General features: G+C 37.6%; 10 protein-coding genes and 1 other annotated feature (1 of these 11 only partly in view). All 10 genes read right to left on the bottom strand.

The window, feature by feature from the left end:
- Window positions 1-2, bottom strand: a binding site (T-box leader); it reaches 243 nt to the left of the window's first position.
- A 48-nt stretch (window positions 3-50) separates the two neighbouring features.
- The 10 genes from gltX to ctsR all read right to left on the bottom strand — a co-directional run bounded on the left by gltX (window position 51) and on the right by ctsR (window position 11,408).
- The gene (gene gltX, locus AZF08_RS15320) at window positions 51-1,508 is read right to left on the bottom strand and encodes a glutamate--tRNA ligase (protein ID WP_033677212.1); all 1,458 of its coding nucleotides are present in this window, start codon (window positions 1,506-1,508) and stop codon (window positions 51-53) included.
- 89 nt (window positions 1,509-1,597) lie between these two features.
- Window positions 1,598-2,074 (bottom strand): 2-C-methyl-D-erythritol 2,4-cyclodiphosphate synthase, encoded by a 477-nt coding sequence (gene ispF, locus AZF08_RS15315; RefSeq protein ID WP_033677213.1) that lies wholly within the window; start codon window positions 2,072-2,074, stop codon window positions 1,598-1,600.
- A gap of 115 nt (window positions 2,075-2,189) precedes the next feature.
- Window positions 2,190-2,870 carry a 2-C-methyl-D-erythritol 4-phosphate cytidylyltransferase gene (gene ispD, locus AZF08_RS15310; protein WP_033677215.1) on the bottom strand — a complete coding sequence of 227 codons (681 nt, stop codon included), beginning with the start codon at window positions 2,868-2,870 and terminating at the stop codon, window positions 2,190-2,192.
- A 16-nt stretch (window positions 2,871-2,886) separates the two neighbouring features.
- A complete protein-coding gene (locus AZF08_RS15305) occupies window positions 2,887-3,993 on the bottom strand; it encodes a PIN/TRAM domain-containing protein (protein ID WP_033677217.1) in 1,107 nt (368 codons plus the stop codon).
- Between the two features lie 161 nt (window positions 3,994-4,154).
- On the bottom strand, window positions 4,155-5,228 hold the full coding sequence (disA, locus tag AZF08_RS15300) for a DNA integrity scanning diadenylate cyclase DisA (RefSeq protein WP_033677219.1): 1,074 nt from the start codon (window positions 5,226-5,228) through the stop codon (window positions 4,155-4,157).
- A 3-nt stretch (window positions 5,229-5,231) separates the two neighbouring features.
- The gene (gene radA, locus AZF08_RS15295) at window positions 5,232-6,608 is read right to left on the bottom strand and encodes a DNA repair protein RadA (protein ID WP_033677221.1); all 1,377 of its coding nucleotides are present in this window, start codon (window positions 6,606-6,608) and stop codon (window positions 5,232-5,234) included.
- A 96-nt stretch (window positions 6,609-6,704) separates the two neighbouring features.
- Window positions 6,705-9,140: an ATP-dependent protease ATP-binding subunit ClpC gene (gene clpC, locus AZF08_RS15290; RefSeq protein ID WP_033677223.1), complete on the bottom strand. Its 2,436-nt coding sequence runs from the start codon at window positions 9,138-9,140 to the stop codon at window positions 6,705-6,707.
- A 22-nt stretch (window positions 9,141-9,162) separates the two neighbouring features.
- On the bottom strand, window positions 9,163-10,227 hold the full coding sequence (locus AZF08_RS15285) for a protein arginine kinase (protein ID WP_033677225.1): 1,065 nt from the start codon (window positions 10,225-10,227) through the stop codon (window positions 9,163-9,165).
- A 4-nt stretch (window positions 10,228-10,231) separates the two neighbouring features.
- The gene (locus tag AZF08_RS15280) at window positions 10,232-10,780 is read right to left on the bottom strand and encodes a UvrB/UvrC motif-containing protein (protein WP_033677227.1); all 549 of its coding nucleotides are present in this window, start codon (window positions 10,778-10,780) and stop codon (window positions 10,232-10,234) included.
- A 166-nt stretch (window positions 10,781-10,946) separates the two neighbouring features.
- Window positions 10,947-11,408 carry a transcriptional regulator CtsR gene (gene ctsR, locus AZF08_RS15275; RefSeq protein ID WP_033677229.1) on the bottom strand — a complete coding sequence of 154 codons (462 nt, stop codon included), beginning with the start codon at window positions 11,406-11,408 and terminating at the stop codon, window positions 10,947-10,949.
- Window positions 11,409-11,691 lie beyond the last annotated feature (283 nt).

Raw genomic sequence — 11,691 nt, 5'->3', positions numbered from 1 at the left:
TCTTATTAGGTTTTTAAGTATTCTTATTATATTTCTAAATTCGTTAAATGTTAACCAATTACTTTACGAATACGATTTAAAACTTTTTCTTTTCCAAGAAGTGCAATAGCGTTAGGAAGTTCTGGACCGTGTGTTTGTCCAGTAGTTGCAACGCGAATTGGCATAAATAAGTTTTTACCTTTATGTCCTGTTTCTTTTTGAACAGTCTTAATCGCCTTTTTAATTGCTGCTGGTTCCATTTCCTCTAAAGCTTCTAGTTCTGCTGCAAATGCGCGAAGTACTTCAGGTACTTGTTCACCTTTTAATACCTCTTGCCCTTCTTCTTCGTGATCAACATGGTCTTTAAAGAACATTTCAGAAAGCTCTACAATTTCAGCTCCAAAGCTCATTTGATCATGATATAAAGCAATTACATCACGAACCCAAGCCAGTTCTTCTCCGCCTAAGTTTTCACTTACACGACCAGCTTTCACTAAATGCGGTAAGCTTAATGCAACAACAGCATCTAGATCTTGCTTTTTCATATATTGGTTGTTCATCCATTTTAGTTTTTGAGAATCGAATAATGCAGGTGATTTTGATAAACGAGCTGCATCAAACATTTCAATAAACTCATCTTTAGAGAAGATTTCTTCTTCTCCTACTGGTGACCAACCTAGCAATGCGATAAAGTTAAAGATTGCTTCTGGAAGATATCCAAGCGCTTGATATTGTTCAATAAATTGAATAATAGATTCATCGCGTTTACTTAATTTTTTACGGCTTTCATTTACAATCAATGTCATATGACCAAATTGTGGAATATTCCATCCAAATGCTTCATAAATCATCATTTGCTTTGGCGTGTTAGAAATATGATCATCACCACGAAGAACATGTGTGATTTCCATTAAATGATCATCTACCGCTACCGCAAAGTTATAAGTTGGAATACCATCCTTTTTCACAATAACGAAGTCACCAAAGTCATTTGAGTGGAAAGCAACTTCATCTTTCACGATATCTTTAAATGTATAATCGCGATCAGCTGGCACACGGAAACGAATACTTGGAATACGCCCTTCCGCTTCAAATTGCTTCATTTGTTCTTCTGTTAAATCACGGTGGTTACCTGCATAACGAGGTGTTTCACCACGAGAGATTTGTCCTTCACGCTCTGCTTCTAACTCTTCTTCTGTCATATAACATTTATAAGCTAAACCGCGCTCTAGTAAATCTTCATATAATTTTTTATAAATATCTAAACGTTCTGTCTGACGATACGGTCCATATTCACCGCCAACATCAACACCTTCATCCCAATCCATACCGAGCCATTTCAAGTATTTTAATTGACTTTCTTCGCCACCAGCAACATTACGTTTTACATCAGTATCTTCAATACGAATAATAAACTTGCCATCTTGATGACGAGCAAATAAATAATTAAATAATGCCGTACGCGCATTTCCGATATGTAAGTGTCCTGTTGGACTTGGCGCATAGCGCACTCTCACTTGCTTTTCCATAATTGGTACACCTTCCATTCTTAATGTCAACACATTCTATAATTGTACACCAAAAAAATACGATTATCCATCTTGCAAATCAAAAACCATTATTTTTTCTGCAATAAAACAACTGCTTGAGAAGCGATCCCTTCTTCTCTACCTGTAAATCCTAACTTTTCAGTTGTTGTTGCCTTCACATTAATGTTATCTGTAGACGTTTCTAACAACTGACTAATACGCTTGCGCATACTTTCAATATGAGGTGCCATTTTTGGCTTCTGTGCAATAATTGTACAATCTAAATTTCCTAATTCATATCCTTGTTCACGTACAAATTCCCAAACTTTTTGTAATAATATAGCGGAATCAGCATCCTTAAAGGCAGGATCTGTATCTGGAAAATGTTTTCCTATGTCACCCGCAGCAATTGCCCCTAAACACGCGTCAGCAATTGTGTGTAAAAGTACATCTGCATCTGAATGACCTAACAATCCTTTTTCATGTGGAATCGTAATCCCACCGATGATTAATGGTCTACCTTCTGCAAATTCGTGCACATCAAAACCTTGTCCAATTCGAAACATGTTTACATCCTCCTCAAGCTAAACTACTGAACTTTATGATTCTATATTATATCTATGCACCTATAAAGAAAAGCTCGGCAATGACCGAGCTTTTCTTTATAGCATATCATTGCTACTATCTCTTCTGTACGCGCAAGAAACTTTCAGCAATTAATAAATCTTCCGGTGTCGTTACTTTAATATTGTAATAACTACCCTCTACTACACCTACTTCTTTCCCGATACGCTCTACAAGACTTGCATCATCTGTGCCAAGGAAACACCCTTGCTTTGCACTCCTATGCGCTTCTAGTAAAAGTGGAACAGAAAACCCTTGCGGTGTTTGCACTGCTCTCAGATGAGAACGTTCAACTGTTTCAACAACTATATTCTGTTCTACTTTCTTAACTGTATCCTTAACAGGTACCGCACAAATAGAGGCACCTTTCTGCTTTGCTGCAGTTAATACATGATGGATCATTTCATTCGTTACAAATGGTCGTGCCCCATCATGCACGAGAACATAATTAACTTGTTTCACATATTGAAGTGCATTATACACACTATCTTGTCTTTCAGCCCCGCCTTGAATAAATCGTACGTCTTTCTGAATACGATACTTCTTCATTAACTCTTCAAAATAAGGACGTTCTTCTTCATTAATCGCCATAATAATGCTTCTACATGCTTCATCTTTCTCGAAAGCACGTAATGTATGCACAATAATAGGTACTTCATTAATAAGTAAAAATAATTTATTTTTACCAGCACCCATTCGTTTCCCTTGGCCGGCTGCCGGAATAATTAATGTATACATGCTAATAACCCTCTACTTATAGTGCTTTTTCTAACAGCTTACGCTTGGCAAAAATCATGCGACCAGCTGATGTTTGTAATACACTCGTAACAAGCACATCTAGTTGTGAACCAACGTACTCCCTACCATCTTCTACTACAATCATCGTACCGTCATCTAAATAAGCAACGCCTTGATTTTGCTCTTTTCCATCTTTAACAACATAAACTCTTAATTCCTCACCAGGAAGTACAACTGGTTTAATTGCATTGGCTAAATCATTAATATTTAAAACCGTTACTCCTTGGAGCTCAGAAACTTTATTTAAGTTAAAGTCGTTTGTTACAACAGTACCACCAGTTATCTTTGCTAATTTCACGAGCTTGCTATCCACTTCTTGAATGTCTTCGAAATCGCCTTCATAAATTTCTACCGGAATCGGCATTTCTTTTTGAATACGATTCAAAATATCCAGTCCTCTGCGACCTCGATTACGTTTTAGCGCATCCGAAGAATCAGCAATATGTTGTAATTCCTCTAATACAAATTGTGGAATTACAATTGTTCCTTCTAGAAACTTTGTTTGGCAAATATCAGCAATACGTCCATCAATAATTACACTCGTATCCAGAATTTTCCAATGAGAAGAAGATTTCTCTGCTTCTGCCTCTTCACTATCACTATTACTATTTTTCTTCTTACCCCCACGTTGTGGTAATGTAAATAATCCTAGCAATTCGTTTCTCTTTTTAAACCCTACTTGGAAACCTAAATAGCCGAGTAGAAGTGTAAAGAAAATTTGTAACACAGTACTAATGACTTGAATTGTAATTTCACGAATTGGTATCAAAATTAAATATGCAACAATAAGGCCAGAGATTAATCCTAGCGTACCAAATAAAACATCCGCTACAGGCGCCTTTACAAGGGCTTCTTCAATATGTTTAATAAGCTGAACAATATAATCTACAAGCCAAAATGTTGTTAAGAATAAAATAATTGCACCAATAACCGCACGAACATATGATCCTTCAAGTAATGGAATTGCACCAATGTTCAATAAATTAATAACCTTTGGGATTAGGAAAATCCCTAATGCTCCTCCGATTACTAAAAAGAAGAGCTGTACGATCCGTTTTAACATCCAACCACCTCCTACTCATTATTAACCATTGTTTTGCTAATCAAAACGCCGAATGCAAAAGCGGATGTGTTTTTTTCATAAATTGTTTTATTTACCAATATATCATATCATATACCAAAAATGTGATAGTGTCGTTATATTGTGGAATCAATGTAATATTCTTAATTGTGTCTACTCATATAGAGATGCTCTTGAATTCGTTTTAAACCTTCTCTTATTTTTTTCGCTCGAACTTCCCCAATTCCTTCTACATCATCTAATTCACTAATAGTCGCACGGCAAACCCCTTGCAGTGTTTTAAATCTATTGATTAAATTTTCAATAATAAGGGGCGGCACTCTAGAAATTTTGCTGGCAATCCGATATCCTCTCGGTGTAACATTTTCCTCTAAGCTTGTTTGTCCTGGATAACCAAGTAGTTTAACTAAATCACTATCTTCTAATAGCTGTGCATTTGCAAGTTCCTGTAATTTTTTTAGGATTTGATAGTGATCCTGCGTCTTTTCTTGATAATAGTCTTTAATTAATAGCGCTGCCTCAGCTTCCAAATCTGCCAAGAGCTCAGTAAGCTGTAAACGAATAAGCCTACCTTCCGTCCCTAGTTCATGGATGTAGCTTAGAATCTCATTCTTAATGCGTAGCACCATCTCAACGCTATGCAAGACATGAACCACTTCAGACATCGTAACAACTTCCTCAAATTCTAGAATACCCAAGTTGGTAATACCATCATTCCATACCGCCTTGTATTTTTCTAAAGTTTGAATAGCTTGATTTGCTTTTGTTAAAATAACACCTATGTCCTTTAGTGTATAACGTAAATTCCCCTGATATAGCGTAATTACGTTACGTCTTTGTGAAATAGCAATAACAAGACTTCCCGTTTGCTTTGCTACACGTTCTGCTGTACGATGGCGCATCCCGGTTTCAATAGAATCAATAGCTGACTCAGGAACCAGCTGTGCATTTGCAATTAAAATTTTACTTCCGGTCTCATTTAAAATAAGTGCCCCGTCCATTTTAGCTAATTCATATAAACTCGCAGGTGAGAATGCACAATTAATGTGGAATCCTCCATCAACAATACTTTTAATTTGTTCACTATAACCAAGAACAATTAAACCACCGGTTTGTGCACGAAGTACATTGTCTATTCCTTCCCGCAGTGGTGTCCCTGGTGCAACAAGCTGTAAAATATTAATTATACTTTTGACACGTTGCTTGTTTTCTTCCATAGCCTAGCCCCCTAATGTCAAACGAAGCGCCTCTCCTAAATTAGAAACACCAACTACTTCAATCCCATCAGGAATTGTCCATCCCCCTAAATTCTTACGTGGGATAATAGCACGTTGAAATCCTAATTTAGCTGCTTCTTGTACACGTTGTTCAATTCTCGATACCCTTCTTACTTCTCCAGTTAATCCCACTTCTCCTATCACCGCATCAGTTGGTGCCGTTGATTTATCCCTGAAACTTGAGGCGATACTTAAAGCAACTGCCAAATCAATTGCCGGTTCATCTAACTTTAGGCCACCAGCAACCTTTAAATAAGCGTCTTGATTTTGTAATAATAAACCGGTCCTTTTTTCTAGCACTGCCATAATAAGAGATACACGATTATGATCAATACCTGTGGCCATTCTTCGTGGGTTTCCAAAACTAGTAGGAGAAATTAATGCTTGTATTTCTACTAAAACGGGTCTTGTTCCTTCCATAGAAGCAACAACTGTGGAACCAGCAACCCCAACAGGTCTTTCCTCTAGGAAAATCTCCGAAGGATTCAACACTTCTGCAAGACCCAGCTCCTTCATTTCAAAAATACCCATTTCATTCGTGGAGCCAAAGCGATTTTTTACTGCTCGTAAAATACGGTATGTATGGTGACGATCTCCTTCGAAATAAAGAACTGCATCGACCATATGTTCTAACATACGCGGTCCCGCAATTGCCCCCTCTTTCGTCACATGCCCTACGATAAAAATTGGAATCCCTTTCGTTTTTGCAAGCTTCATCAGTTCTGCTGTACATTCACGTACTTGTGCTACACTTCCTGGTGCTGAAGTTACTTCTGGTAAATGGATTGTTTGTATGGAATCAATAACAACAAAGGAAGGGTTCATTTCCTCAATATGTGATGCAATTCGCTGTAAATCTGTTTCCGAAACAACAAATAAATTGCTCCCTTTTACATGCAGACGATCTGCGCGAAGTTTAATTTGCTTTGCTGATTCCTCGCCGGATATGTACAATACATCATACGAAGACTCTGCTAATTGTGATGATATTTGTAGTAGTAATGTCGATTTTCCAATTCCAGGGTCTCCCCCAATAAGCACAAGGGAGCCATCAACAATCCCTCCACCAAGTACACGATTAAATTCTTGGAATTTCGTTTCAATCCGTGCCTCTGACTTTGTTTCTACTTCTGTAAGACGTCGCGGTTTCGTCACTTCCGTTTGAATCGCATTCGCATAGTTGATACGTCTTGAAGATACAACTGGTTCCATCTCTTCAATAAGCGTATTCCATTGCCCGCATCCAGGACATTTTCCCATATATTTTGGTGACTGATAACCACATTCTTGACATGTGAATTTCGTTTTCTTTTTAGCCATCTTGTTTTATACTTCACTTCACTTTCATATGTAAACATAATATCCTTTTCATACAAGAAAGAGGGCTCTCACGTAGCCCTCTTCGTTTGTCTATACTTATTTTACCTTTTCTGCACTGCGAATGACAAATGATTCTCCTTCTACATCAAAGACAACTTTTTGACCTTTCTCAATCGCCCCTTTTAGAAGCTCTTCTGACAGTCGGTCTTCCACGTGTTTTTGGATTGCACGACGGAGAGGACGAGCACCATATTCACGGTCAAATCCCTTATCCGCAATCGCTTCAATCGCCGCACTTGTTAATTTCAATTCAATCTCTTGCTCTTTTAATCGTTTCACTAATTGATTAACCATAAGCGTTACAATTTCTTGAATATGTTTTTTCTCAAGCATATGGAACACAATAATCTCATCAATACGGTTCAAGAACTCTGGACGAAATGACTTTTTCAATTCATCCATTACTTTACCCTTCATATCCGAATAATCACGGCTCTCATCCTGTACGTTAAAGCCAAGATATTTATTGCGTTTCAACGCTTCCGCACCAACGTTAGAAGTCATAATAACGATTGTATTACGGAAATCAACTGTGCGCCCTTTAGAATCCGTTAAACGTCCATCCTCTAGCACTTGCAGTAAAATGTTAAATACATCTGGATGTGCTTTTTCTACCTCATCTAATAGAACAACAGAGTATGGCTTACGACGAACCTTTTCCGTCAGTTGTCCACCCTCTTCATATCCAACATATCCTGGAGGAGACCCAACTAAACGAGAAGTAGAATGTTTCTCCATATACTCAGACATGTCAATTCGAATCATCGCATCCTCATCACCGAACATAGATTCCGCCAGCGCACGTGCTAGCTCAGTTTTACCTACACCAGTTGGCCCTAAGAAAATAAATGAACCAATTGGACGTTTCGGGTCTTTTAAACCTGCCCGCGCACGACGTACCGCTTTTGCTACCGCAACAACCGCTTCATCTTGACCAATTACACGATTATGCAGAATAGATTCTAGGTTTAACAATTTATCTGTTTCTGTTTGTGCGAGCTTAGAAACTGGAATACGCGTCCATGTAGAAACAACATTTGCAATATCTTCTACTGTTACTTCTGAATTCTCTTTTCCTTGCTGCTCTTTCCATTGGCGTTTTGTATCTTCTAATTTTTCACGTAAACGTTGTTCCATATCTCGTAAGGACGCTGCCTTTTCAAACTCTTGGCTCTGTACAGCTGCATCTTTTTCTTTTCGAATCTCTTCCAGCTTCACTTCAAGTTCTTTTAAATTTGGCGGCGTTGTATACGAACGCAAACGTACTTTCGATGCAGCTTCATCAATTAAATCAATTGCTTTATCAGGTAAGAAACGATCCGTAATATAGCGATCTGAAAGTTTTACAGATGCATCAATCGCATCATCTGTAATAGATACACGGTGATGTGCCTCATAACGATCACGCAACCCTTTTAAAATTTGAATCGATTCTTCTAAACTTGGTTCGTCCACATGAATTGGTTGGAAACGTCTCTCTAACGCTGCATCTTTTTCAATATATTTACGATACTCATCCAGGGTTGTAGCCCCAATACATTGTAATTCACCACGTGCTAAAGATGGTTTCAAAATATTGGATGCGTCAATTGCCCCTTCCGCGCCACCAGCACCAATTAGTGTATGAAGTTCATCAATAAATAGAATGATATTACCTGCTTGGCGAATTTCATCCATCACTTTCTTTAAGCGATCCTCAAATTCACCACGATACTTCGTACCAGCAACAACAGTACCCATATCTAATGTCATAACGCGCTTATCACGTAAGGTTTCCGGAACTTCATTATTTACAATTTGCTGTGCTAGACCTTCTGCAATTGCTGTTTTACCTACACCAGGTTCTCCAATCAATACAGGGTTATTCTTCGTCCTACGGCTCAGCACTTCAATAACACGCTGAATTTCTTTACTACGCCCAATAACCGGGTCTAATCGACCTTCACGTGCAACAACTGTCAAATCACGGGCTAAACTATCAAGTGTTGGTGTATTTGCATTTGCTGAAGCCCCACCTTGATGCCCCGATGTAGCTTCATTACTTCCAAGAAGCTGCAACACTTGTTGTCTTGCTTTATTTAAACTTACACCTAAGTTATTTAACACACGCGCTGCTACACCTTCACCTTCGCGAATCAATCCTAGTAAAACATGCTCTGTTCCTACATAAGAATGGCCCAGCTTACGCGCCTCATCCATGGATAACTCAATTACTTTTTTTGCACGTGGTGTATAATGAACTGTTTGAGATGCCTCTGTTCCACGCCCAATTAATCCTTCTACTTCCTTTTGTACCTTCTCTGGGCTTAATCCAAGAGCAATTAGTGCTTTAGCTGCAATTCCTTCACCTTCACGTACAAGACCCAGTAAAATATGTTCTGTCCCGATATTATTATGTCCAATGCGAATTGCCTCTTCTTGAGATAAAGCTAATACTTTCTGTGCTCGTTCTGTAAATCTTCCAAACATCATAGAAATCGCCTCCTACTTGCGCTCAATTTTGTTCAATTCGTAATCGTTCACGGATTAATGTTGCCCTCCGATAATCCCTTTCTTCTGGTCCCAAAGGACCACCAGCATATTGCTGTAAAATTCCAGGCTGAGTAAGTACCATTAACTCTGTTAAAATATTTCTTGATATATTTTTTATATAACCAAGATCAATCCCAAGTCGTACATCAGACAGGCAAGTAGCTGCCTCTGCCGATTGAATTAAACGACTATTAGCGAGTACACCATAAGAGCGATATACCCGGTCTTCAAGTTCAATACTTGAATTTTTTATAATTAATTCTCTAGCTAATTTTTCTTGCTGTATCAACTGCTGAACAACACTCTTTAAATCTGCTATAATATCTTCTTCTGACTTTCCTAATGTCATTTGGTTAGAAACTTGAAATATATTACCTAACGCTTCGCTACCTTCACCGTATATTCCTCTTACTACCAAGCCTAATTGTTGAATTGCTTGTATAATACGGTTTATTCGCTTGGTCAACACAAGTGCTGGCAAGTGAATCATGACAGAAGCTCGTAATCCTGTCCCCACATTTGTAGGACAGCTGGTAATATAGCCAAGCGATTCATCAAACGCATATTCAATCACTTCTTCAATCAAATTATCTATTTGATTTGCACTTTGAAGAGCTTCTGATAATTGCAATCCTGAGAATAAACATTGAATTCGCACATGATCTTCCTCATTAAGCATGACACTTATATGTTCGCTTCTTGATAATAGACAAGCACCGTATTCTGTTCCTGCAAGATTAGGACTAATTAAATGTTTTTCTACTAAGACCCTTCGCTGAAGTGGCTTTAGTTCATTCATTTTTAATAGTTCAAGACCTTCAGGAAGTTTTTCTCTTTCATTTGCAAACTTCTGTTGAAATAATTGAATAATCCGCTTAGCTTCTTCATCTGTATACATAGTAGGGAAATGATAATCTTTTAAATTACGAGCCAAACGAATACGACTACTTAAAACAATATCAGAATCAGGGCCATCCCCCCTCATCCATGGACTGATTGCTTCATTCATAATACGATCCAGTGACATAGAATTATTCCCCCTCTCTATGCTCACTAAGCTGATTTTCGATACTTCGAATTTGATCACGAAGTTGGGCCGCTTTTTCAAATTCTTCTTTCTGCACACATTGCTTTAAATTTAGTTTTAGTTCATCTAATTCTTTCTTTAAGTGAATATTTCCTCCCATACGTTCCGGAATTTTTCCACAATGATGTGTATGACCACCATGAAGACGCTTCAGCATCAGATTTATTTGCTCTTTAAATGTCTCATAGCAAGAGGAACATCCAAAGCGCCCCAACTTCGTAAATTTTTCATATGTCATATTACAAGTCGGACATTGCAGCACTTTTGTATTTGTAAAATGATTCTCTTGTTGTTTAAACATGGCTGGTTCCCCATGTAGCAATCCTGCTAATAAGTCATGGAAGGAAAAACTAGATTGCGATGATTGAAAGAAAGACGTATAGCCACTTTGTTCAGCACATTGCTCGCAAAGATGAACTTCCGTCTTTTTCCCATTTATTACTTTTGTATAATGTAAAGCTGCTGGTCTCATATTACAGTTTTGACAAGTCATCTTCTATCCCCACCTTTGCAACAGGAACGATTTATCTCATGATACTTTTCATACGTAATTAGATTGTTCTCTTCATTTAATCTGTTTGACAAAAGTACATGTTATTTGTAAAAAAACCAATATGAAATGCATTGCCATCAAAAACATTTCTTAACAAAAGCTGTATTTAGTTATATTTCAGTGTTCTTAACATTGCGCATAATATTCGAGCCCTAAGTTCATCTCGAGAAGGTAAATCCATTAATAATACTGAACGATCTAATACACTTAACATAAGTTTTGCTTCCCGATGTGTAACAATATCCTCCTCTATTAAGCGTATAATCATACTTTCTGCATTTCCTTGCGCAATGCTATGCTCAATCATATGAAGCATTTGATCAATAATGTCTATATCGTCATGCAATTTGACTTTGATAATGCGAATGTAACCTCCTCCACCTCGTTTGCTTTCAACTACAAATCCTCTTTCTAGCGTAAAGCGGGTATTGATTACATAATTAATTTGAGACGGAACACAATCAAATTGATCCGCAATCTCATTTCTCTTAATCTCAATCACATTATTATTGCTTAAGTCAATAACTTGCTTTAGATATTGCTCAATGATATCAGATATATTTCTCATTTATCCGCCACCTTTATTGACTTTGACTATCTTTGACTTTAATTATATACGTATTAAAGAAATTTGCAACTCTTTTGCTTCTTCACTATACTAGCCAAAATTTCGGTTATTTAATCACATGATTTACGTTTTATACAAGGGGACCATTCTTCTCATATGTTTCTAATTTAAGTTCATTACTATTAAATAAAAATATATACAAAAAAAGCACGAGTCCATTGACTCGTGCTTAGATTGCTTGGCGACGTCCTACTCTCACAGGGACAAGGTCCCAACTACCATC

This window comes from Bacillus gaemokensis, from assembly GCF_001590835.1.
Taxonomy (GTDB): domain Bacteria; phylum Bacillota; class Bacilli; order Bacillales; family Bacillaceae_G; genus Bacillus_A; species Bacillus_A gaemokensis.
The sequence above is the reverse complement of the archived record's forward strand: the minus strand, read 5'-3'. Positions and strand labels throughout refer to the sequence as shown.